The sequence below is a fragment of the Oryzibacillus soli genome, from assembly GCF_051594765.1.
In the GTDB taxonomy this organism is placed as follows: Bacteria; Bacillota; Bacilli; order Paenibacillales; family NBRC-103111; genus Paenibacillus_AR.
Map to the genome: position 1 here is coordinate 37,131 of NZ_JBPPGJ010000010.1, position 23,676 is coordinate 60,806.

21 protein-coding genes are annotated in these 23,676 nt (G+C 59.6%); 7 read left to right on the forward strand and 14 right to left on the reverse strand.

Annotation, left to right across the window (positions count from 1 at the left end):
* Positions 1-98: 98 nt before the first annotated feature.
* From ACSEXW_RS14945 to ACSEXW_RS14975, 7 genes are all read right to left on the reverse strand, one after another.
* Positions 99-992, reverse strand: coding sequence for a glycoside hydrolase family 43 protein (locus ACSEXW_RS14945; protein ID WP_438446975.1), 894 nt, complete (start codon positions 990-992; stop codon positions 99-101).
* Between the two features lie 79 nt (positions 993-1,071).
* Positions 1,072-2,766, reverse strand: coding sequence for an MGH1-like glycoside hydrolase domain-containing protein (locus ACSEXW_RS14950; RefSeq protein ID WP_438446976.1), 1,695 nt, complete (start codon positions 2,764-2,766; stop codon positions 1,072-1,074).
* 63 nt (positions 2,767-2,829) lie between these two features.
* Entirely contained in the window at positions 2,830-4,170 is a 1,341-nt protein-coding gene (locus ACSEXW_RS14955) for an ABC transporter substrate-binding protein (protein ID WP_438446977.1), read from the reverse strand.
* A gap of 138 nt (positions 4,171-4,308) precedes the next feature.
* The gene (locus ACSEXW_RS14960; protein ID WP_438446978.1) at positions 4,309-5,148 is read right to left on the reverse strand and encodes a carbohydrate ABC transporter permease; all 840 of its coding nucleotides are present in this window, start codon (positions 5,146-5,148) and stop codon (positions 4,309-4,311) included.
* Positions 5,149-5,154: 6 nt separating this feature from the next.
* On the reverse strand, positions 5,155-6,075 hold the full coding sequence (locus tag ACSEXW_RS14965; RefSeq protein WP_438446979.1) for a carbohydrate ABC transporter permease: 921 nt from the start codon (positions 6,073-6,075) through the stop codon (positions 5,155-5,157).
* Positions 6,076-6,162: 87 nt separating this feature from the next.
* Positions 6,163-7,953: a response regulator gene (locus ACSEXW_RS14970; RefSeq protein ID WP_438446980.1), complete on the reverse strand. Its 1,791-nt coding sequence runs from the start codon at positions 7,951-7,953 to the stop codon at positions 6,163-6,165.
* Entirely contained in the window at positions 7,928-9,757 is a 1,830-nt protein-coding gene (locus ACSEXW_RS14975) for a cache domain-containing sensor histidine kinase (RefSeq protein ID WP_438446981.1), read from the reverse strand. The genes ACSEXW_RS14970 and ACSEXW_RS14975 overlap by 26 nt, the downstream gene beginning before the upstream one ends.
* Positions 9,758-10,026: 269 nt before the next feature.
* Between ACSEXW_RS14975 and ACSEXW_RS14980 the strand changes: the two genes are divergently transcribed.
* Positions 10,027-11,742, forward strand: coding sequence for a methyl-accepting chemotaxis protein (locus ACSEXW_RS14980; RefSeq protein WP_438446982.1), 1,716 nt, complete (start codon positions 10,027-10,029; stop codon positions 11,740-11,742).
* A gap of 152 nt (positions 11,743-11,894) precedes the next feature.
* On the opposite strand, the gene ACSEXW_RS14985 is transcribed toward ACSEXW_RS14980, so the two are convergent.
* The 5 genes from ACSEXW_RS14985 to ACSEXW_RS15005 all read right to left on the reverse strand — a co-directional run bounded on the left by ACSEXW_RS14985 (position 11,895) and on the right by ACSEXW_RS15005 (position 18,432).
* Positions 11,895-13,019, reverse strand: coding sequence for an RCC1 domain-containing protein (locus ACSEXW_RS14985; protein ID WP_438446983.1), 1,125 nt, complete (start codon positions 13,017-13,019; stop codon positions 11,895-11,897).
* A 406-nt stretch (positions 13,020-13,425) separates the two neighbouring features.
* Positions 13,426-15,474 (reverse strand): iron ABC transporter permease, encoded by a 2,049-nt coding sequence (locus ACSEXW_RS14990; RefSeq protein ID WP_438446984.1) that lies wholly within the window; start codon positions 15,472-15,474, stop codon positions 13,426-13,428.
* Complete coding sequence (locus ACSEXW_RS14995) at positions 15,471-16,508, reverse strand: ABC transporter substrate-binding protein (protein ID WP_438446985.1); 1,038 nt, start codon at positions 16,506-16,508, stop codon at positions 15,471-15,473. Before ACSEXW_RS14995 ends, ACSEXW_RS14990 begins: the two co-directional genes overlap by 4 nt.
* A 38-nt stretch (positions 16,509-16,546) precedes the next feature.
* Positions 16,547-17,329 (reverse strand): ABC transporter ATP-binding protein, encoded by a 783-nt coding sequence (locus ACSEXW_RS15000; RefSeq protein WP_438446986.1) that lies wholly within the window; start codon positions 17,327-17,329, stop codon positions 16,547-16,549.
* Between the two features lie 317 nt (positions 17,330-17,646).
* Positions 17,647-18,432: a hypothetical protein gene (locus ACSEXW_RS15005; RefSeq protein ID WP_438446987.1), complete on the reverse strand. Its 786-nt coding sequence runs from the start codon at positions 18,430-18,432 to the stop codon at positions 17,647-17,649.
* Positions 18,433-18,508: 76 nt separating this feature from the next.
* Here ACSEXW_RS15005 and ACSEXW_RS15010 point away from each other — a divergent pair, with 76 nt between their 5' ends.
* Entirely contained in the window at positions 18,509-19,036 is a 528-nt protein-coding gene (locus tag ACSEXW_RS15010; RefSeq protein ID WP_438446988.1) for a hypothetical protein, read from the forward strand.
* A 94-nt stretch (positions 19,037-19,130) separates the two neighbouring features.
* Complete coding sequence (locus ACSEXW_RS15015) at positions 19,131-20,585, forward strand: esterase-like activity of phytase family protein (RefSeq protein ID WP_438446989.1); 1,455 nt, start codon at positions 19,131-19,133, stop codon at positions 20,583-20,585.
* Positions 20,586-20,604: 19 nt separating this feature from the next.
* Here ACSEXW_RS15015 and ACSEXW_RS15020 read toward each other — a convergent pair whose 3' ends face one another.
* A complete protein-coding gene (locus ACSEXW_RS15020) occupies positions 20,605-21,129 on the reverse strand; it encodes a hypothetical protein (RefSeq protein WP_438446990.1) in 525 nt (174 codons plus the stop codon).
* Positions 21,126-21,599, reverse strand: coding sequence for a hypothetical protein (locus ACSEXW_RS15025; RefSeq protein WP_438446991.1), 474 nt, complete (start codon positions 21,597-21,599; stop codon positions 21,126-21,128). Before ACSEXW_RS15025 ends, ACSEXW_RS15020 begins: the two co-directional genes overlap by 4 nt.
* A gap of 164 nt (positions 21,600-21,763) precedes the next feature.
* On the opposite strand from ACSEXW_RS15025, the gene ACSEXW_RS15030 reads away from it, so the two are divergent.
* The 4 genes from ACSEXW_RS15030 to ACSEXW_RS15045 all read left to right on the forward strand — a co-directional run bounded on the left by ACSEXW_RS15030 (position 21,764) and on the right by ACSEXW_RS15045 (position 23,668).
* On the forward strand, positions 21,764-22,258 hold the full coding sequence (locus ACSEXW_RS15030) for a glutathione peroxidase (RefSeq protein WP_438446992.1): 495 nt from the start codon (positions 21,764-21,766) through the stop codon (positions 22,256-22,258).
* Between the two features lie 28 nt (positions 22,259-22,286).
* The gene (locus tag ACSEXW_RS15035) at positions 22,287-22,721 is read left to right on the forward strand and encodes a MarR family winged helix-turn-helix transcriptional regulator (RefSeq protein WP_438446993.1); all 435 of its coding nucleotides are present in this window, start codon (positions 22,287-22,289) and stop codon (positions 22,719-22,721) included.
* Positions 22,722-22,800: 79 nt separating this feature from the next.
* Positions 22,801-23,043, forward strand: coding sequence for an HPr family phosphocarrier protein (locus ACSEXW_RS15040; RefSeq protein ID WP_438446994.1), 243 nt, complete (start codon positions 22,801-22,803; stop codon positions 23,041-23,043).
* Between the two features lie 154 nt (positions 23,044-23,197).
* Positions 23,198-23,668 (forward strand): MarR family winged helix-turn-helix transcriptional regulator, encoded by a 471-nt coding sequence (locus tag ACSEXW_RS15045; RefSeq protein ID WP_438446995.1) that lies wholly within the window; start codon positions 23,198-23,200, stop codon positions 23,666-23,668.
* Positions 23,669-23,676: the final 8 nt, after the last annotated feature.

Here is a 23,676-nt window from a genome sequence, read left to right on the forward strand (position 1 = left end):
ACCCGGAGCCTGCAGGCTCCGGGTCGAAGTGAACATAAGAGAGGTCTTTCGCTATATGGCTATTGCTCATCGGTTCGGGCTATCAACGAACGCTGTCTTTAGGACTCCTTCAGCCCCAGCTTGCCGTCCTGCTCCTCCAGCTCCACGAAGAGCGCCCGCTCGTCCGGCGTCTTGTTCGGTGTGTGAACCGCCAGCATGAGCCGCCCGCCGAACGTGCGGAAAATCATGGCGTGGCCGCCGTCCGCGGAGAAGAGGCTCTTCTCCTCGTGGACCCACGGCCCCGCGAGCCTGCCGCTCTCGGAGCGTGCGACGCCCAGCGCATAGGTGCCGTGGATGAAGCTGGCCCAGAGCAGCAGCAGGTGGCCGTTGGCCGCCCGGTACATGAACGTGCCGTCCGTCACGTAGTTGTTGTCCCGCTGGTAGCGGGCGGAGACGAAGGGGGTCGGCCACGGCGCCTGGGACGCGCGGAACAGCTGTACCGGCTCCCCAACGGCCTCGCGCAGATCGGCCGTCAGCCGTACGGCGCAGACCTCGCCGTCCGCCACCTGCTGCCACTCGTGGCAGAACACCATCCACGCCTGGCTCTCGTCGTCCACATACAGCGAGCCGTCCAGGGAGCTCCATTCCTTGGGCGTCACCGGTCCGTCGCTCCACGGATGGAAGGGGCCCAGCAGGCTGTCGGCCGCAAGGACCGCCGTGCCCAGCAGATCGTTGTCCCGCCTGCGGAAGGTGGCGAACATGTAATACCGTCCCCCGTAGGCATACACCTCCGGAGCCCAGAAGTTCCGTTCCGCATAGAAGCCCTCCTCCGGCCGGAACACCGGATAAGGCCCCTCCCAATGCTCCAAGTCCTTGCTCACGTAGCCGTCGAAGCCGGTCCCCGGCCCCCAGATATTCTTATCCGTACTGCCGAACAGATAATACTTGCCCTCCGTATCCGCCGGCACCACGTACGGGTCGCGGATCTGTATGTCCTTCAGCGTAAGCCCCATGCCCACTCGCCCCTCTCCACCATCTTTTTCTCCACCAGGTCCCGCCGCCACCGGGAGGGATCACCGACCGGCCGCACGGCTACGAGTACCTCGGCGCCACCACGCCGGGATCCGCCGCCTGCACCCACCGGCCCCCGTGCAGCTCCAGCCGCTCGTTGCCCTTGACCCGCACCTCCGTCTCTAGTCCGTCCCAGCGGAGCACACCCGCGACGGTGCGCACGGTCATGCCGACCACGCCGGCCAGACGGCCCGCCCGGTCCGTGACCACCCGGAGTCCGGCGGGGAAGCGGCCCCGTTCGATACCGTCCGCATACACCACGCACGTCTCCCGGGTGTTCACCAGCTCGTAGCGCACGCCATCCGCCGTCCGGCTGTAAGCCGTCTCGTCCGCAATGGTCTCGCCGTGGTCCATGGCGCTGGGGAGCAGTCCCGTGAACCACAGCTCCCCGTCCCGGGTGGGCAGAATGCCGCACAGCCGCTCCACAAAATCCAGCACGCCCAGAATCGCCGGCGAATACGTATCGGTATAGCCCTCGGCTCCGGTCCAAGGGCTTAAGCACTGCGAGAAGCGCGTCATCCGCGACATGGCGGAGACGATGGGCTGCAGCACCCAGGACAGCTCCACATAGCGCCCATGGTGCTCGAAGGCGTGGGGCGTGCGGATCAGCGTCAGGAAGTTGGTCGGCCCCGCCCAGCTGTTGTGGCTGGAGAACGGGTCGAACCGGGGGTCATCCATGGCAATGGAGGTGAACGGATATTTGGCGAAGAACTTCCGCGTGTTCAGCAGGTACCGCCGCAGCGCATGGTCGAAGAATGCCAGATCCCCCACCTCGCAGCACAGCACCCGGTGCAGCACGTCGGACTGGATCCGCACCAGCTCACCGTTCCAGTCCCTGTCATAGAAGAAGGTGTCGCTCTCGTCGTAGCAGTGCTCCACCAGCGCCTTCAGGCTGATCTCCGCCTTCTCCCGCCATGCCGCCGCTCCGGCCTCGTCCCCCAGTTCCTCCGCCATCCGGGCCAGATAGAGCCGCTGACAGTAGACGTTGGCCGTCAGGTCCGGGGCCAGGAACGGCAGGATGGGCGAATCCGGGTCGCAGACCCGGGCGTCCCCTCCGTACGGCGTGTCCGGCACGTGCCAGAAGCGCGGCGACAGATCATGGCCCGTGTCGAAGGTGCCGAAGGCTTCCACGCAGCCGGTGCCCCGGGTGTTGCGGTAGCGGACCAGCCATTCGTCATGCCGCACCATGGCCTCGTACATCGGCTGCAGGAACGCCTTCCCCGCTCCGTTGAGCCGGTAATGGTGCCAGACACACCGGGCCAGCGGGGTAACCATCTGAATCTGCCGGTATGCCGGGCCGTTCACGGTCACCTTGTAGGGCAGCTGCCCGTCCGCCCGCTGATGCTCCGACAGCGCCCGGTAGGTGGACTCCGCCACCGACGGCAGGAACCGAGCCAAGAGCTCCGCGTTGATCGTGGCGGTGCTCTCCATCCAGCTGCCGGAGTAGACGCCGCCCTCGAACAGAATGGGCCTGCCGTCCACCGGCACGATGCACTCCAAGAGAGCATGCCGGGCCGCGTCGTGCACCGCCTCCAGCTTGCCGCTGCCTCCGGCGGAGGCGAACCGGACGTCCGCCCGCGCCCATTCTTCGAGGAGGGTTGGCCTCGAAGCTGCTTTTTGCCGCGTATCCGCCGAGCTCTGCCCGTCCCCCCCCTCACCCGCTCCGTCACCGAAGCGCTTCTCTCTCAACCGGTTCAACAGCCGTTCCTTCTCCATCCTGCATCCTCCCGCCGCTTGCGGAACAAGAACAGGCTGCCGCAGCAGCCCATCCCCCATCCCTTACTTGTTGTTGTTAAAAATCTTCAGCGTCCCGTTATAGAAATCCTCGACGCCCTTCTTCACGTCCTTCTTGCCGAAGCCGATCTCCTGCATGGTGGTGTTGGCCAGCTTGTCGTATTCGGTGAATCCCGGAGGGTTGTAGCTGATCTTGAACGGCTCCTTCTTCACGGCCTCGGAGACCCGGTTGGTGTAATCGTAGATGACGGCGTCCACCTCGTTGGCGCTTGCCTTCAGAAGCTCGCGGTTCTTGGAGGTGACCGGCACGCCCCGGTCATTGCCCAGAATCTTCGCTGCATCCGCATCGTTGATGAAGAAGTGGATCAGCTTGGCGACTTCCTTGGGATGCTTGGTCTTGTTGTAGCCGGACATGCCCTGGGAGGACTCGAACACGACGCCCGTTCCCTTCTCGCCCCGGGGCAGCTGCACCATGGTCAGCTTATCCTGGGTCAGCTTCTGGTGGGCCACCAGCTGGTTGGAGGCGATGAGTCCCATGGCCACCTTGCCGGTGGTGATCAGCGACTTGCTGGCGTCGCTCGGCGGATTGGCCACCTGAACCTCCTCGGGCACCACGCCGCCTTCCTTCTCCAGCTTGTTCCAATAATTGAACCAGTCGACCACGTCGTTCTGCTCGAAGCCCAGCTTGCCGGCCTCCATGTCATAGAGCTGCTTGCCCTTCTGCTTCAGCGAGATGTCCATGCCGTCCACGGTCATGTCGTAGGAGCCGTAGAAGCCCTTGCCCAGCTTCTGGGTGATGTCGTTGGAGATCTTGGCGAAGTCGGCCCACGTCCAGCCGTCCTTCGGCACCTCCATGCCGGCCTTCTTGAACATCTCGGTGTTCACGACCACGCCCCGGGCGTTGGCGCCGACGGAGATGTGCATCAGCTTGCTCTTGAAGGTGCCGTAGTTGATCATGCTCTTGTCCATGTCGTTCAGATCCAGCTCTTTGCCCACATAGGGGTCCAGCTCCAGCAGCACGCCCTTGTTCACGTAATCCACCACGTTGCCGCCCAGGAAGAAGATGTCGGGAGCGGTGCCCGAGGCGAGCATCGTGTTCAGCTTGTCAAAATACCCGGAGCTCGGCGCGAACTCGCCCACCACCTTGATGTTCGGGTTCTTCTCCTCGAACTTGCGGAGCGCCTGATTCGTGCGGTCGGCACGGGCTTGGTCGCCCCACCACATGATGCGCAGCTCCACGGGCTCCTGCTTGGCGGCGGCCGACGGGCTGGCTGATCCCGCTCCCGTGCTTGCCGCCGGAGCGGCCGTATCGTCCTTCCCTCCGCATGCCGTCACCGTCGTGGCCAGCATGGCGCCCAACACCGGATACACCCACTTCTTGTTCATTCCCTTTTCCCCCTTAGAAAAGTTTGTTTGGCCCTTAGGCCTTGGCCGGTGAGATCATCTTACTGGAAAGCGCTTGGACCCGGAATGTGAATGTTTCGGCACTTCACTATCACTTTTTTCGGATGGTCCGTTGGACCGTTATTTCAATCCTGTGGTGGAGATTCCATCCAGGAAGTGCCGTTGGAAGGAGAAGAAGATGGTGACGATCGGGATCAGGGACAGCACCGACATGGAGAGCAGCGCCCCCCAATCGGACTCGCCCGACGGGTCGAACATGGACCGGATGCCCAGCTGCACGGTGAACAGATTCACCTTGTTCAGATAGATCATCTGGCTGAAGAAGTCGTCCCAGGTCCAGATGAAGGTGAAGATGGCCGTCGTGATGAGAGCCGGCACCAGCAGCGGCAGGATGATGCGGGAGTAGATCTGGCCCTGTCCGCAGCCGTCGATGGTGGCGCTCTCGTCCAGCTCCCGGGGCAGGCCCCGGATGAACTGCACCATGAGCAGGATAAAGAAGGAGTCATGAGCAAGCCACTTGGGCACGATGAGCGGGAAGAAGGTGTTGATCCACTCGAACTTGTTGTACATGATGTACTGCGGGACCAGCGTCACGTGGTACGGAAGCATGATGGTGACCAGCATGAGGGCGAACCAGAGCTTCTTCAGCCGGAACTCCAGCCGGGCAAAGGCGAAGGCCGCCAGCGAGCAGGTGACGATGTTCCCCAGCACCGCCAGGACGGAGATGACGGCGGAGTTCTTGAAGAAGACTCCGAAGGAGGTGCCCTGCAGCCCCTTCCACCCCTGGGTGTAGTTGCGCAGAGTCAGCTCTTTGGGCCAGAGGCCCGGGTCGGAGAAGATCAGCGAGTTCGGCTTGAAGGAGCTGACGACGAGCCACAGCACAGGATAGAGCATCAGCACGCCGAAGCCGGCGATGATGAGGTGGCGGAGCATTTTGGAGATGAAGAGTCGATTGGCCATGTGCGCTTACCCCCTTCCGTCCTTGCCGTCGCCGTAGAACACCCAGTACCTCGAGGTCAGGAAGACCACGGCCGTCAAGCATCCGATGATCGCCACCATGATCCAGGCCAGGGCGGCGGCATAGCCCATATCGAAGAACGAGAAGCCCTTCAGATACAGATACAGCGTGTAAAAGAGCGTGGCGTTGATCGGGCCCCCCCGCCCGTCTCCGATGACGAAGCCCGGCGTGAACACCTGGAACGAGTTGATGATCGTCATGACCAGGTTGAAGAACAGGACGGGCGACAGGAGCGGAAGGGTGATGCGCCAGAACTGCCGGAGCTTGCTGGCTCCGTCCACCTGTGCGGCCTCGTACAGGTCTTGGGGGATCTGCTTCAGTCCCGCCAGGAAGATGACCATGGCCGAGCCGAACTGCCAGACGGACAAGGTGACGATGGTGTAGATGATGTAGCTCGGATGGGAGATCCAGGACGGCCCGTGGATGCCGAACCACTCCAGCCCCCGGTTCACGATCCCTTCCCCGTCGAAGATCTTCCGCCATACGATGGCGATGGCGACGCTCCCCCCGAGGAGAGAAGGCACGTAGTACACCGTCCGGTAGATGCCCAGGCCCCGGATGCCCTTGTTCAGCGCCATGGCTACGAGGAGGGCGAAGATGAGCCGGAGCGGCACGGCGTACAGCACGTACTGGAACGTGATGACGAGCGAATGGCGGAAGGCGTCGTCCGCCCGGAAGATCTCGCTGTAGTTGTCGAGCCCCAGCCACCGGGGCGCGTTCAGGAGATTGTACTTGGTCAACGATAGGTACAGCGAGGCGACCATCGGAATCAGCGTCAAGCCGAAAAATCCGATGAGCCACGGGGTCAGGAACAGGTAGGCCGTTCGGTTCTGCAGGCCGAGAGGCGACTTGCGGCGGATGGCGGACATAGGGGCCTCCTCCTTTAAGGCAGGATATACGATGGCGTGCTGCTTCTCGTATCCTTAGCTTAAAGAATTCGGCCCCCGGCTTGAATCTTATTTCTTCGGCAGTTCGGTATCAATTTTTTCGGATGCGCGCTGGCGGTATTCGGACGGGGTTACCCCGTACACCTTCTTGAACTTGGAGCTGAAGTAGCTGGCGTTGGAGAAGCCCGTCAGCTCGGCGATATCCCACAGGTTCAACGCCGTGTCCGCCAGCAGCCGGACCGCATGGGCCATCCGGACGTCCGTCAGGTACTGGATGAAGCTGCGTCCGATCTTGGCCTTGAACCGTTCGGAGAAGTAGGTCGGGTGGTAATTGAACCGTTCGGCCAGCTCCGTCAGGTTCAGATCGTACATGTAATTCTCGTCGATGTAGCTGCAGGCCGCCCGGAGCGCCGCCGTCTCCGGATCGGCGGCTTCGTCCTTCCGCCCCAGACCGGCCCGCTCCGCCTGGCGGATGAGAAAATCCGCCGCCTTGTCCACCGTATCCAGGCCGAGGGCCAGATCCGGCCGGAGCCACAGCTGTCCTCCGTCCTCCTCCCGGGGGTGCATCGGATGATGCAGCTTGTCGAGGAGGATGCTCAGGTGGAAGATCCGCTTCACGAACTGGATCTGCGAGAGGCCGAATGCCTCCGCCAGCTCGGCCCGTACGGTCCGGGCGAAGGCGTCCCGTTCCCCCCGGGCCAGGCATCGCTCCAGCATCTTGACCGTCTCGTCGGCCAGCCCGGACTTGGTCTCGCCAGCCTCCGCCGCCGTGGCCTTGAGCCGGGTCTCGGTGACATGCCAAGCCAGGAGGGAGGACAGATACCCGTCCTTCCAGTCTGCGAAGCCCGTCACCGGCTGGCCCACGGTCACCGCCGGCTCGTAGCCCAGCTGCGTCCGCACGCAGTCCCGCAGCTCCGCCACGAAGGCGGCCGCCGGCCCGCTCCGCTCCCGGAGCACGGCATGCAGCAGTCCGGGATACTGGGGATCCCGGAACACCTGCACCGGCTCCCGGTACCCGGCGGCGAACTCGCGGCCGATGAGCTCGAAGGGCAGCCGGAGCTTCTCCGGCGTCCGGTTCCCGGCAGCTCCGGCCGGAGAGGGGCTGTCCGCTGCGCTGCCAGCTGCCGGGGATACGGGCGCTGGCGTTGCCGCTGGAGTCGGCGGGGAGGCTGATCTCGCCGAGCCTGCCGGGGGCACCGGGGCTGCCAGAGCCGCTATGGCTCCTTGGTCCGCCGTGCCTGCTGAGCCGGCTGGACTTGCTGGCCCCCCCGCTGCCGGGCTCCGCTCCCGAAGCCCCGCCGTGACGAAGCGGACCGGCTCCTCCCCCCACACCTCCAGCTCGAAGAGCCGGGCCCGCTCCCCGGCCTCCCGGGTGCCGCCCGCCTCCCCCTTGGCCAGATGCAGCAGGAAATGCTCCTTCATCTCCTTGTAATACTGGGTAAGCCGCCAGCGGATGGCCGCCTGCTCGTCCTGGTCCGTACGCTCCCCGTCCAGCTCCCGCTTGATCTTGGCCAGCACCTCCACCAGCTCGTCCCGGGCCACAGGCTTCAGGAGATATTCCTTCGCCTGATTGCGGATGGCCGCCTTGGCATACTGGAAGTCCTCGTAGCCGGTCAGCACCACCAGCCGCAGGTGGGGGTGCTGCTCCCGGCAGGCCTCCAGCAGGGCGGCTCCGCCCATCACCGGCATGTTCATATCGGTGATCAGGATATCCACAGCCTGGGCCTGAAGCAGCTCCAGCGCCTCCAGGCCATTGCCCGCCTCGCCGACGACAGCCAGGTCCAGGCTCTCCCAATCCACCTTCAACCTCAGCCCGTGGCGGATCTCCGGTTCGTCATCCACGATCAATACGCGGTACATGGGCGTCCCCCCTCTCTTGTGCCGGCACTTCCAAGCGGATACGGGTGCCGAGTCCGGGCTCCGATTCGATGGAAAACCGGAAGCCCGGACCGTAGTACAGCTGGCACCGGGCCAGCACGTTGCGCAGGCCGATCTGCCGGTCCGCCGTGCGCAGCACCTCCTCGAGCCGGGCCGCAGCCAGCTCCTCCTGCAGCTCCCGGACCAGCTCCGGCGGCATGCCCGGACCATTGTCGGCTACCTCTAATCGGAGCCGGTCTCCCTCCCGGGCCGCCCGGATGGCGATGCGGATGTCCGTCTGGTGCTGGGCGCCGTACTTCACCGCATTCTCCACCAGGGGCTGCAGGATGAACTTGACCACCTCCACGCGGTCCAGCTCGCCTTCCTCCTCCATGGTCACGGTCAGCCGCTCGCCGAGGCGGATGCCCAGAATGGAGACGTAATACCGGAGGTAGGTCCACTCCTCCTTCAGCCGCACCAGGTCGTCGCTGATCCGAAGGGAGAAGCGCATCATTTTGCCCAGGGATTCGATGACCTGGACCGTATCGTTGGTCCGCTGCTGCATGGCCAGGCTCGACAGGAGCTCCAGCGTGTTGAACAGAAAATGCGGATTGATCTGCATGAGCAGCGCCTTGTATTCCGCCTGCTGCCGGAGGAGCTTCAGCTCGAACTCCGTCTTGATATGGTGCCGCAGCTGCTGCACCATCGTCCGGAAGGTGGCGGTCACGTAGCCGACCTCGTTGCGGACGCTGCCCTGGGGCGGAATCCGGCTCTCCGCCAGGGCGAAGTCGCCCTTCTGGATGTACCGCATGGCCGATGCCAGACGGGACAAGGGCTTGGTGATGCCGTAGGACAGCCAGGTAGCCATGATGATGGCAAAAACCAGCAGCGCCCCGGTAAACACGGCGATGGTGGACCGGAGCCGGTACAGCTTGGCGAACAGGTCCTCCTCGGAGACGAAGCCGACCAGGATCCAGCCGTTCTGCGCCAGCTTCTTGTACACCAGCATATCCCGGCCGCCCCGCTCGTTCTTCACGTACCGGATGCCCTCCTTGTCCAGCACGGCCTGCTGAATCTCCCGGATGCCCGGCACCGCGTCGGCATGCTGCGACTCGAACTCCTCCTGGGACACCACCGGCCGGCCTTCGTGGTCCAACAGATAGATGCTGCCGCTCTCGCCCAGGTGGATCCGGTTCAGCGGCTCCGTGAACACGGCGGAGCTGACGTTGACCTTCATGACGCTCCTGGCCTGCGTCGGTTCGAAGGTGCCCACCGGCAGGAGAAGACTGACGACGGGGTCTTTTTTGCCGCGCTGGGACTCGAAGGCGTCCGTGTGAGCCCGCACCCAATGCACGCTCCCGGTCTTGAACTCCTGGTACCAGCTCTGCCCCAGGAAGGTCCGGTCGAGAGTCAGGCTGTTGTCCACCCCGACCCATTCCCCATTCTCCCGGTAAACGGTTACAGAAGAGACGTTGGAGTAGCTGTTCGTCGTCTTGGTCAGGAATTGGCTGAAGGCGATGCTGGACAGCTTCTTCTCCCCTTCGGTGGCGGTATGCTCCGACTGGGTGCTGTCCCAGCTCTTCGTGATGTCGCTGTTGAAGACGATGGACGACAGGTCGTACAGCTGCGAGAGCAGCATGGAGACGTAGGAGCCGTATTCCCCCATCTTTTCTAGAGCGGAGGATTCGATATAGGAACGGATGGTGGCCCGTGATTCCTGGAACACCAGGTAGGACATGGTCCCGAACGAGAACACCAGGAGGATGGCGAAGAAGGCGATCAAGCGGTTCTTAAGGGAGTAGAACATTCGGGCACCCCATCTCTCGCGTACTGGAAGCTACCCGTATATTCGACCCTGTCCCCCGTTTCCCTTCCCCACCGGCCAAAAAATCCCCCGCCAACCGGGGACAGCCCCCGGCGGCCAAACATAGCGAAAAAGCCCGACCGGCGGGCGGTCAGGCTTTTTTTCCAATAATTTATCCTGTGTGGATGGCCTAAAATCCGCTATGATGGGAGTACGCCGATACATAATTAGCTACCAGACCAACTAAACGACAAAGGGTGGGGACACACATCATGAAAGCCTTTCATAACCTGAAGATCTCCGTCAAATTCATCGGCTGCTTCGCTGTCATCCTACTGATCATGATGGCCGGCAATGCCAAAGCGCTAACGAATGCGAACGACATGAGCCGCAACATGATGGAGCTCTACGAGAACGATCTGAAAACCATCAAAGACGTCGGGACGCTCGCCGCCTCCTTCCACCGGATCAACACGTCGGTCGGCAGCTACCTGCTTCTGACCGATGCCGATTCCCGCAAGCAGAATAAGGAATTGATTACCGCCAACCGCAAGTCCATCGATGATCTGATGGCCCAGATCGAGACGCGTACGCTCTCGGAGGAAGAGGCGCGGGAGCTGAGCCTGTTCAAGGCGCTGTGGAGCAACCACACCAAGACCATCGACAAGTTCTTCGGCTATGCCGATCAGAACCAGAACGATATTGCCCGCTCCGTCTATGACAAGGAGATGCTGATCAAGGTCAGCGGCGCAGAGCGGATCTTCGCCAGCTTCATCGAGATGAATCAGAGCAAGGCCGACAGCCGGTATACCTCGTCCGTGGAGATGAACCAAGAGATTAAGCAGTCCACACTGTTGATCATGATCGTCTCCTTGATCATCTCCGGCCTTCTGGGGACGCTTATGACCGTATCCATCCTGACGCCAGTCCGGCGAATCCTGTCGGCCTTCAAGTCCGTGGAGTCGGGCGACCTGTCCCGCCCTCTCGTTATAGACCGGAAGGACGAGCTGGGCCTTCTCGGAGCCGGCTTCGAGACCATGCGCCGCAGCATTGCCGCTATCGTGGTCCAGACTCAGCAAGCCGTCGAGCTCTTAACCTCCATCTCCCTGGATATTCAAGGCCATGCCCGGACCACCGGCGACGCTTCGCAGGAGATTCACACCGGGCTGACGGAGGCTGCGGAGCTCTCGGGCCGGCAGGCCGCCCAAGTAACCGAGGATGCTGTGGTCATTAAGGAAATGTCCATCGGTCTGAAGCAGGCCGCCACCAGCATCGACGATATCAGCAGCCTCTCGGGAGATATGGAAGCGGCTTCGTCCAAAGGAAGAACAGTGGTATCGGATGCCGTAGCAACCATGTCCTCCATTCGGGAGAAATTCCAGAACATCTCCACCATCATCCGCGACTTGGGTGACCATACTGCGGAGATCGACGGCGTCATGGCGACCATCAAGCAGATCGCCCAGGAAACGAACCTGCTTGCGCTGAACGCCTCCATCGAAGCGTCCCGGGCCGGAGATGCAGGCCGAGGCTTCGCAGTCGTGGCCACGGAGGTCCGCAAGCTCTCCGAGAACAGCAAGGCCTCGGCGGATCGTGTGGGCTTGGTCGTGGAGCGCATCCAGGAGAGCACCCGCGGCCTGCTTCAGTCCTCTCGCCTCTGGTCCGAGGAGATGAACGAAGGCCAGACCAAGGTGGACAACATCTCCACCTCCTTCCGCCTGATCCACGAGTGGATCGAGAACATCAACGAGCGGGTGCAGGATATCACCGCCGTTATCGAGGAAATGGCTGCCGGCAGCGAGCAGATCGACGGCTCCATCAAGCGGATCGAGACCTACTCCCAGAACGTCACCCAGGTCAACCGGCAGTACTCCCAGAGGTCGGCCCAGCAGGTCCAAGCCATGGACCAGACCCAGTCCTCCCTCGAGGAGCTCCAGCGGATCGCCCAGGAGCTGAACGGGCTGGTCAACCGGTTCGTGACGGCATAAGCAGAGGTGTACTACAAGCTCCTTCCGCAATAGCGAGGGGCTTGCTTTTTCTTTCTGGAGACCTTGTAACTATCAAGATAACAAAAGCAGGCTAATAATGGTTCTAGTAACCCATTAGTAACCTGCTATATATCAGATTTATACTCGCTTTCTTATTTTTCCGGTAACATCAAGGGGTGAGGAGGCTCTGGATCGTTGTATCCGTGATTTCCATAATGACCCCACATCCAGATAACTCCGTCCGTCGTAAGAGCCAGAGCATGCTTTTCGCCAGCAGCGATGGAAGCAATATCTTTAAGGGGCTCCACTTTTACCGGCATGTTGAAATATGGCGCCTCCCCGAGAAATAAACCTAATTCACGTCCGACCTTCCAAACAGTACCGTCATTTTTTAGAAAGATGACCGTATCAAATATCGTAATAATGGATTTAACATCTGTTAAGCTGGAAATTAAAGTAGGCTTCATAACGTCCGTAAGCCCAAAGGGGTTCGAACTGTTATACCCCGTCGCCCAACCCCATATGGTACCGTCATTTTTAATCACCAAAAAATAACCTTTGGAGCGTACTGTATGCGATAGAGAGGCGATGTTACTTAGCCCCTCAATCCGTGAAACATTCCTGCTGGTATTGAACTTGGGCAAAGAAAAAATCGATCCACCCAGATAGGGGGTCCACTTCCAAACAGTCTTGTCGTCTTTAAGTATATAGAGGTCATCATTGATTGAAATATCTATGGCTTTAATATCTTCCAGTTTAATTGGCTTGGTTCGCTCCGGGCTAGAGCTCCATACCCATACTGAACCATCTGCGTCAATGGCGGCGTATGAACCTCCCTCTGAAGTGGTTTTTACAATATTTTGCAAACCGTCAATTTGCTTGGGAGCACAGAATGTATATTCATTCAGGATGTTGTCCCACAAGTATCCCGTCTCCCAAACGGTGCCGTCTTTTTTTATTATCAGGTCCTCCTGCCCAGCTTGAATGGAGGCGATGTCCTTTGAAAAATTAAACTTCGGACGTTTATCTTGAGCTACCTTTTGATTAAAGAAATTGGTATAGACATTATTCCAATACCATACATTCCCTTCAGTATCTTTGGCTATGCTGTGAATTCCGGAAGCGGAAATAATGTAGGGAGGCTGAATGCGTTCATTCTCTGCAGTTTTATCCTGCGTAGAAGCTGCATTTGCATTCATTACCGGAGCAAGATGGACCGTTACCGTTATAAGAGCAACAGCAGTGGCGGTTTTCACGATTTTAAGAATTGCATTCATAATTCTATCAACCTCCTGATGATGGATTAGTAACGACAGTCGAATAAATTAACAATCGCAAACCCATAGTACCATTTTATAGAATTTTTTACAACAATAACTAGTTGCTTACCCATATATTATTGATAAGCTAGTATACTATTCATAAAAGCACTCTATTTAGCACTTACAGAAATACATCATCCATGACGCTGACGTGAAGGTAGGGGCATGCCTTCGTTTTTCACTCTGACTTTCATAATGGCTTACTTAAATAATAAAACGAAGATCATTCATATTCATAATAGATTCTTTGTCATATTGAACGAAAAGGGCTAAATCACTCTCCGCCCTCTCTCTCCAACAAAAAAACACACCCCTTGTGGGTGTGTTCGGGTGTGTTCAGATGTGTTTGGGTGTGTTCGGCTTAGCGCCGGGCGGCGCTTCGAACCATGAGCAAAAGCAGGTACGGGGCCCCGATGAGGGCTACGACGATGCCCGAAGGCACCTCCTTGGGAGCGATGGCCGTCTTGCCGATGATATCGGCGGCAACGAGCAGCGCCGCTCCCAGGAGAGCGGACAGGACCACGGAGCGCCGCTGGTTCTGTCCGGTGAAGAGCCGCACGGCATGGGGAGCCAGCAGGCCGATGAAGCCCACCGTGCCGACTCCCGCCACGGCAGCCGCCGCGAGGGTGACGCCGACGGCGGCGGCGACGAGCCGCGTCCGCTGGAGCTTCAGCCCCAGCCCCTGCGAGACCAGGTCTCCGAAGGATAAGAGATCGATCCTTCGGCCCAGGGCCCAGGCGGCCGGGATCAGGACCACGGCCGGAATGCCTAAGCGGAGCAGCTCGCCCCAGCCCCGGGCATAGGTGCTTCCCGCCAGCCAGGCCAGCGCGGAGGCCGCATTCATGCCCGATTGGATGACCAGGAGCTGGATCACGGCCGAGCCGATGGCCGATACGCCGATTCCGACCAGGGCCAGCACCACGGGGTTCAGCCCCTTGCTCCAGGAGACGGCGTACACCGTGCCGGCGGCAGCTAACGCTCCGGCCAACGCTGCGGCCGGCAAGAGCGCCCCCGGCGCCTGAGGCCACGCCACCAGGAGCAGCAGCGCGCCGACCCCGGCGCCCGATGTGACGCCGACGATGGACGGATCCGCCAGCGGATTGCGCACCGCGCCCTGCATCATGACCCCGGCGACGGCCAAGGCCGCTCCGGCGACAGCGGCGACCAGCACCCGGGGCAGGCGCAGGTTCAGGATGATATTCCCCGCCATGTCGGAGCCGCCGCCGGTCAGGACCGCCCATACGTCGCCGAAGGACAGCCGCATGGTCCCCGCCATCAGTCCGCCGGTCAGAAGCAGGAGCAGACCGGCACCCATCACGGCGGCCATCACCGGGTACGGCACCCGGCGGGTCAGGATGCCCACGCTCATGGAGGACGAGCTCTCCGCCGTCCTCGAGCCCCGCGCGCTGCGCAGCGCCAGCCAGATGAGCCACGGGGCGCCGATGGCAGCCGTTACCGCGCCGGCCGGCAGCTCGCCCAGCGTGCTGCGGAACATCCGCGCCAGCGTATCCGCGCCGGTCAGCACTACGGCGCCCCAGAGGGCGCTGGCCGGCAGGAGCAGCCGGTGGCGGCGGAAGCCCATCAGGCGGACCAGATGCGGGGCGATCAAGCCCACGAAGCCGATCGGCCCCGCCACGCTGACCGTTACGCCTGCCAAGAGCACGGCCAGGGCCAGGGCGAAGAGGCGGACGCCCTGCACCGATTGTCCCAAGGAGCGGGCCGTCTCCTCGCCCAGCTCCAAGAGATCCAACGTCCGGGCCAGAAGGCAGGCCGCTGCAATCCCGGCAGCGATCCACGGCCAGGCGTACCGGACCCCGGACCAATCGTTCTGGAGCAGCGAGCCGGAGCCCCAGACGAACAAGCCGTTCGTCTCGTTCTCGTAGAGCAGCTGGAGGGCGCTCGTCAGCGAGGCCAGCACCAGCGAGACGATCATCCCCGAGAGGGCGGTCCGGACCGGAGTGCTGCGGCGCCCGCCCGCCATCAGATAGGCCATGGCAGCGGCTCCGCAGGCGCCGGCCAGGGCCAGCGGCAGCGGGGCGGCGGCCTTCAATCCCGGAAAATACACCGCCGCCAGCACAATGACAAAATAAGCTCCCGCATTCAAGCCCAACGTGGAGGCCGAAGCCAGCGGATTGCGGGTCACCGTCTGCAGAAGCGCGCCGGCGGCGGCCAGAGCAGCGCCGGACAAAAGACCGAGCACGGCCCTCGGCAGGCGAACCCCGAGCACCAGATGGTGCTCGAGGATATCCTTCGGACCGGTGAGCGCCTCCACAGCCGTCCGCAAGGGGATCTTCGCTTCCCCCTGGGTCAGCCCGGCGGCCATCATCAGCATCAGGGCCAGGAAGCCGCCCCCGAAGACCAGCCCGATCTGCCATAGCGGCTTGCTAGGAAGCGGCGAAGACGAGATCATTTCCCGCTGCCCTTGATCATGGCGTCTGCGGCAAGTTCCGCGAAGAGCTTAGCCGACATCGGTCCGCCGAAGGGCCAGGTGTTGCCCGGCAGCTTGTAGGCCCGGTTCTCCTTGACGAAGATGAGGCCTTTCCAGACGGCATTGTCCTTCAGCTGCTTCTCGAATACGTTGTCGTTGTCCTGTACGATATACAGGAAGCTGGCGTTCTGAACGGCAGGCAGCGATTCCACGGAGCCGGTCGCGAAGCCGTATACCTCGAATTTATCCGACTTGTACACATTCTTCAGCCCTGCGCGCTTCAAGACTTGAGCCGCCAGAGAGTTGTCCGTGAACAGGCGGAGCACGGCGGCATTCTGATTGCTGTACGCCTGGGTCAGCGCGAATTCCGCCCCTTCCTTGTTGGCGGCCTTCAGCTTGGCCTTGGTGTCGTCGTAAGCCTTCTGCAGGTCCGCCAGCACCTTGTCGGCCTCCGCCTTTTTGCCGGCCAGGTCCGCAATGGTCTTGAAGGTGTTCTCCATCTCGGCGTATTGATCGCCGGCACCCTCGGCCGGATACGGCTCGAAAACGATGGTCGGAGCAATCTTATTCAATGCCTCATAGTTGGTCTTCGCCCGGTTGGACGACGTGATGATCAGATCCGGCTTCAGGCCGGTAATGGCCTCCAGATTGGGCTCCTGGCGGGTTCCCACATCGACCGTATCGGCGGACAATGCGGGCTGAATGTTCAGGTAGGTCTTATAGCCCTTGATATCCGCTACCCCTACCGGCTGAACGCCCAATGCCAGAAGATCCTCCACATACGTCCATTCCAGTGCCACGATTCGCTTCGGCGTTCCTTTCACTTCAGCGGTTCCCATGGCGTGCTTAATAGACTTCACGGCTGGTGCAGCAGACGGGGAAGGCTGTACGCTGGCAGCCGGAGCGGACGACGAAGCGGTTTCCTTCTTGTCATTCCCGCCAGAGCCGCAGGCAGCGGCCACCAACAGCATCATAACCGATAGACTAAGCGCAAGAGCGCGGGATAAGCGTTGCATGATCGAATTCCTCCAGTAGGGATATAGAATTATAGGAATTATGCCAATTCATACGGCAAGCACAATGGATAACCGGTTCGGGGATCGGGGATGACATCCGCCTCAATGCCGAATACCTCCCGAAGCACCTCGGCCGTCACGACCTCCTGCGGGGTCCCGGCACGGACGATCTTGCCCCGCTTGACCGCCACGATATGATGGGCGTAACGGGCGGCATGGTTCAGATCGTGCACTACCATGACGATGGTCCGCTGCTCCTCCTCGTTCAGCTTGTGCAGGAGCTTCAGCACCTCCAGCTGATGCGCCATGTCGAGGAACGTCGTCGGCTCATCAAGAAACAGAATGCCCGTCTCCTGGGCCAGGGCCATGGCGATCCAAGCCCGCTGCCGTTGTCCTCCGGACAGCTGATCCACCGGACGCTCTGCGAATTCCGTCATTCCGGTCATCTCAATGGCTGAGCGGATCATCTCCCGGTCCTTGGCGGATACGGTTCCCAGCCCCTTCTGGTGCGGGAACCGGCCATAGGACACCAGCTCGCTGACGGTCAGCCCCTCCGGAGCAGTCGGATTCTGCGGCAGGATGGCCAGCTGGCGGGCGACTTCCTTAGTGGACCTGCTATGTATGGAATGGCCGTCCAGGTACACGGTTCCTCCCTTAGGCTTCATCAGACGGGCCATGGTCTTCAGGATCGTGGATTTTCCGGAGCCGTTGGCCCCGACCAAGGCGGTAATGCAGCCCATAGGGACCGACAGATGGAGATCCTCCACGATCAGCCGATCGCCATAAGCGATGTCCAATTGTTGCGTATATAACCCTTCCAACCCTACACCCCCAAAATTCACTATGTTAATAATGATAATCATTATCATCGTTTATTGTCAACGACTTTTTGGAAAAATTGGGCACCATCATTATCACATTATAGTGATTCTAAATACGAAAGCCGCAGCAGAAGGCCGCAGCTAACCGTCACACAATCGCGTATTGTTGAAATTGATTCTCATTATCATGGAATTCTAGTTTTTTCTCCATAACAAAAACCCCTCCCGCACTCACCGGGGGCTGGACCGATGACACGTTAAGGGGCGCATGCGCTTCGTTACCTTTCCTTTGCCGTCGCTTTCCATGGAGCCTGCCGCTACTCCTCCAGCCGGAAGCCGTTCCTCCCGAACCTCTCCGTCAAATACTCCCGCTGCTCCTCCTTGAACAGATTGTTGGAATGAATGGCGTGAGCATAGGCGTCATACGCGGCAAAAAAATAGATCGACGGAAAAAACAGCAGCCATTGGTAGTTGACCGCATCGTGCAGCAGGTCGAAGTTGCCGGTGAACGTATAGACGATGAGACTTGGATAATGCGTATAGGTGGAGATCGCCACCATCCATCCCAGCATGGTCAGCCCGCTGATCAGCTTGCTGTTGCAGATATGGCTTAATCCGGAGAAGGAGAGCGAGAGGAAGACTGACATCCACGGCGTCCGCTTGTCCAAAAAATTGATGCCGACCGTACTCAGCACCATCTTCTTCATATTCCGCCCGGGCTGCCTGCTCTCCAGCAAGGTGAGCTTGTTCAGATCGACGGCCAGCCGGTAGGAATCCCAAATGGCGAATACCCAGATCAAGACGTAGATGTAGGCCCAATTGTGGTTGATGGTTGGATTGACCTTGTCCCACTGCAGCGTCATGGTGTAGAGGATCGCTTCATTGATGTGGCCTGCGGTGTTCAGGAAGATCTCCCCGCTCATGAGGATGAAGCCCTTCATGTACATCCCCAGATGAAGATGGCCCATACCGGGCAGGGCCATGGACCACCAGGCCGGTACCCAGGGATTCCGCTTCACCAAGTAGTTGATGTCAAAAACGCCGATGTGAATCTTCGACCGCCTTGGTGCCGCCAAGCGAACTTGTGGAATCCGATCCTCCACCGCCCAGACCTCCAGAGTATATGTGTATTACTTCATGTGTATACTATTACCATTATTTCTATATAAAGGTGAACTTATGCACATTTTTGCAGGCTTCGAATCCAGTGAGTATCTGGAAATCGCCATTGAGGAACTGATCACCCAAGGTGTAGAGGAGCATGGCATTACCGTCATTCCCTTAAGCTCCCAAGGCGGAAGTGATGTCCATATTCTGGACAATCTGAATCATTCCGACGGCATCAGCCTATCCGACGGCATGGCGGCCTGGGCTATGGCAGGCATGCTACTTGGGGTGATCTACGGCTCCCAGGTCCTGGTTGGCCCGGTTGCACTGGGCATCCTCGGAGCTGTCGCCGGAGCCGGCATCGGTTACCTCCTGGACCGCAGGAAGATCAAGCGGCGTCCGGGCCTGCGCAGCCGCAACGACCTGGACTTCCTGCTCGTCATCCGCTGCCGGGACGATTCCGAGATGCGGAAGGCTGAATCCATCTGCACGCTTCAGAAGGCGGCCTTCCTCGGGGAGCACCGCAGTGCCCCGCAGCGCAAGCCGCCGGAGAAGCCTACACCTGACCGTCTGCATGAGACAGCCGATGAGGCTTCATGAACTCTTCATAATCCCTTTGCATGGCGTTAACAATCCCTTGGTATATTCAGGAGGATTCGGCAATCCACCATCGAGGGGAGAAGTGTCAGGAGATATGAAGAGAACATGGTTGATCACCGCAGCGGCGGTACTTACATTGGCATCGGGGTCAGGAAGCGTGTCTGCCGCAGGCACGCAGGAGGCCGCGGAGGAAGGCATCACTTATTCCAGCAACGGACAGGCTGTCGTCCCGTCTTCGCCGGCTCTATCCGTTGACGGACACCTGTACCTGCCATTGAGGGCCATTGGAGAAGCCACCGGCAAATATGTGGATTGGGATGAGTTCCGCCATAAAGTGTCCTTGACGGACGCTCCGAAGCTGACCGGGAAGTACAAGCTGTCCGCACCGGATTTGGCCACAGGCATCAAGATGGGAATCGGGTCCTCCCTCCTCCATCTGCCCGGCGATCCGGAGAATGTGTTCTATACGACCGCAGACCGGGGCCCGAACGGAGAGAAGGACGTGAACGGAACGACGGTCCGGACCTTCCCGCTCGTCAACTACACCCCCACGATCTACAAGATCGAGATCAAGGAAGGCCTGATCCGCATCTTGAGCCAGACCCCCCTGAAGGTCAATGGCACCGATCCGGTATCCGGCAATGCCGGAATTACCGGACTTCCGAACATCAAGGGACGGGACGAGACTCCCTATGATGCCGCCGGCACCAAGGAGCTGGCCTATGACCCGTACGGCTTGGATGTGGAAGGACTCGCCTACAATCCGAAGGACGATACCTTCTGGCTATCCGACGAATACGGTCCGTCCCTCATTCATGTGAAGCGCGACGGCACCCTAATCGAGCGGATCGTACCGAAGGGCTGGGCCGCTCAGGTAGCGACTCCGCTGGTTCCCGCCCGGGAAACCCTTCCCGCCGTCTACAACAAGCTTCGCCAGAACCGCGGCGCCGAGGCGGTCAGCATCACCCCCGACGGCCAATATATGTTCATGGCCATGCAGAGCCCGCTCCGCAATCCGAGCAAGGATACGGACAATGCCCGGCAGCTGCGGATCCTGAAGCTGGATCTGTCTACCTTGGAGCCGGTAGCCGAGTACGCATACATTACAGAGGACGCCAAGGCGCTGAAGGGCTTGAAGCAGTCCGACATCGTCATCTCCGATATGGTGGCATTGAACGGGAATACGCTTCTGATCGATGAGCGGGATAAGAACGCCGGCGATCAGGCCCAGCTGAAGCGGATCTATGCCGTCGATCTCACCGGAGCGACCGATATCCTGAGCAAGTATGACGATGCCAAGTCGGCCGGCAAGACGCTAGAGCAGATGAGCCTGAGCGATCTGAAGAAAGCCGGCATCCAGCCTCCCTCCAAGCGCACGTTGGTGGATCTGGCATCCTTCCGCTACCCGTATGAGAAGATCGAAGGGCTGGCACTCGTGAACGGCAGCACCCTGGTTATCGTCAACGATAACGACTTCGGCGTAGGCAGCACCTCGGCCGAGAACGGTACGGAGCTGTGGGCGTTCGATTTACCGTATACGCTGAAATAACGGCTTCCTCCCGCCCGGGTTAACCTCGGGCGGGATTTTTGCGTCCGGCTGTCCGGACGGGCTGGAGCTGCTTCTGGACATGCATGTAGACCAGCGCCGTAACGGATTGAACCGCCAGGAAAACCACCACATTGTACTCTAGTCTGTAGCCGCGCTGATAATGAGTCATGCCCATCCACTCCGCCACCACCTGAACCAGCAGTCCGGCGAAGGTCCAAGCCAAGATGTAGAGAGGCGCCGTCTTCCTTGTGATCTGGAGCACCTCGAAGAAGTAGACGAAGAAGTAGCCGTATGGCGCGAACATAAAGTAGATCAGAAGATCCGTCAGCTCATAATGGTTGCTGTCGTTAACCCGGTAGAAATCCATCAGTCCGCCGCCAATCGTAAAGTCAAACAGGGTCGAGCTGGCGAAGCCCCAGATCAAAGCCGGTATGACGATGGAACGGGGCAGAATTTTGGGGAGTATGGCAATGGCACCGTAGGCGGCCACCAGCATGGTCAGAACAAACCATTCGTTCTTGTCAAAGTGCTCCCAGAGCATCATATTCTTCCCTCCTCCGATCCCATCCCCTTGGCGGCCAGCTTGAAGGCGCCGAAGAGAAGCAGCAGGCTTATTCCCGCATACAGCACGTCATACCAGAAGTTCCAGCGGACGAAGGAATAGATCTGGTAATAGACCCCCGTGAAGTTCAGACCAAGGATCACCGCCGAACACCCCAAGGTCGCCAGGACGGCGCCCGCGTGCGTCCCGCCCCTGTACAGCGCATTAAGCCAGATGGTGTAGATCATCGGCTGAAGCACGCTCCGATGCAGCAGATAAGCCGTATATTGCAGCGGGTCCTGCGAGAGATGAATCCACTGGAGCTCCTCGACCAGAATCCACGACACGTTGACGGACAGAATCATCGCCATCAGGAGAATCACCGTATTCTCCAGGAAGGACAAGCTTTTGCGCATTGCGGCGAATCCCAGAACGGACAGCCACGTTGCCGTGAAGAACACAACAAAGCCCATGTACACCATCCCTCACGCATTTTGTAGTATTTTCCCATCGAAGGGATTGGGATATGCATGCGGCAGGAACAATGTTCCGTACTTGCACGAAGGCGTCCTGTATGCTAATATAAATCGTGTAAGATTTAATCGTGTATGATTTATTATCCAGGGAGGAAAAGATTATGGCGAGCGTGTATGATTATTCCGTCAAGAAGACGAACGGAGAGCAAGTGTCGCTGAAGCAATACGAGGGCCGTCCGATGCTGATCGTGAATACGGCCAGCAAGTGCGGGCTGACCCCGCAATTCAAGGGACTTCAGGAGCTCTACGACACTTACAAGGATCAGGGGCTCGCCATTCTCGGCTTCCCCTGCGACCAGTTCAACCACCAGGAATTCGACAACATCGACGAAACCACCCAATTTTGCCAGGTGAACTATGGCGTCACCTTCCCGATTTTTGCTAAGATTGACGTGAATGGGGCCCATGCCGATCCGTTGTTCGCGTATCTGAAGGAGCAGAAGAAGAATTTCCTCCTGGGCGGCAAGATCAAATGGAACTTCACCAAGTTCCTCGTGGACGGCCAAGGGCGCGTCATCAAGCGCTATGCGCCGACGACGAAACCGGAGAAGATCAAGGAAGACCTGGAGAAGCTGCTGCCCCAATTGACATCATAACTTACTTGAGAAAGGAGAGCCGGCTGCGATGGATACCATCATGCGACTAGAGAACCAGCTCTGCTTCGCCGTCTATGAGACCGCGGGGGAGTTCACGAAGCTGTACTCGGGGGTGCTTCAGGATTTCGGCCTGACCTACCCGCAATATCTGGTTCTCCTCGCCCTCTGGGAGAAGGACGGCGTCACTCTGAAGCAGCTGGGCCAGTCGCTAGGCTTGGGGACGGGAACGCTAACCCCCATGATCGCGCGGATGGAAGCCGGCGGCTGGCTCCGCAAGGTTCGGTCCAAGGAGGATGAGCGCCATGTCCATCTCCATCTGGAGCCCAAGGCCCTAGAGGAGAAGGCTGCCATCACCGGCAAGGTTGCCGAAGCCATCATGACCTGCGGGATCGAGCTTGAAGAATACGAGCAGCTGATGCGTCAGTTACGGCAGCTACAGCGCAAGCTCAAGGAGCGGCTGTAACCGTCTCGCTCGCTACTCTCGTGTATGAACCGCGCCTCCGATGCGCACAGTAAGAATAGGAACAGCAGGAGGGATTCTTATGGACGGTATTACAACCAGCGCCATCGTCGAGATCAACCAGACGGCCAGCCGCTTCCAGTCCAGCATCGTCATGCGGGTCGACAACCGCTTCATCGATGTGAAGAGCATGCTGGGCCTGTGCAGCACCCTGCCGTACAACCAGACCTACAAGCTGGAGATCTACGGCCCGGACGAAGATGAGGCCAAGAAAGCCATGGCGGCTGTGCTCGACAAGCACGGCCTCTCCACGGAGCTCACCTGATCCAACAGCAAGCCAAACCCCTTGTCCTCGCAGTAGGACAGGGGGTTTGGCTTATGTATCGTACTTCTGTTGACTTTCCAACAGGAGTGGAGTATATTTATCTTAAATTCAAGATAATTAAATTTAAGACACCGCTCAAGGAGGTGTGCATCGCTTGCCCACAATCCCAGATGACGATCAAGCCGTAGCCCTGAAGCTCTTCGTCGTACTGTCCAAAGCTTACAAGTCTCTGACCGAGCAAGCGGAGAAGGATGCCAAGCAATACGGCCTGTCCCCCTCGGAATTCATGGTACTCGAGGTGCTCTACGCTAAGGGCAGGATCCCGCTCCAGCAGATCGGCGACAAGATTCTGGTCACCAGCGGGAGCATCACGTACAACATCGATAAGCTGGAGAAGAAAGGGCTGCTCCGCCGGGTTCCCTGCAGTGAAGACCGGAGGGTTACTTATGCGGAGATCACGGAGAACGGACATGAGCTGTTCAGCCGCATCTTCCCCGGCCACGCCGACAAGATCCACGGCATGATGAAGGCGATTCCCCGCGGGAAGCAGCTGGAGATGATCGACCTGTTGAAGCAGCTAGGCAAGGGCGCCCAGCAAGGCGCATCCGAACGAACCCTATCTTAAGGAGGCTG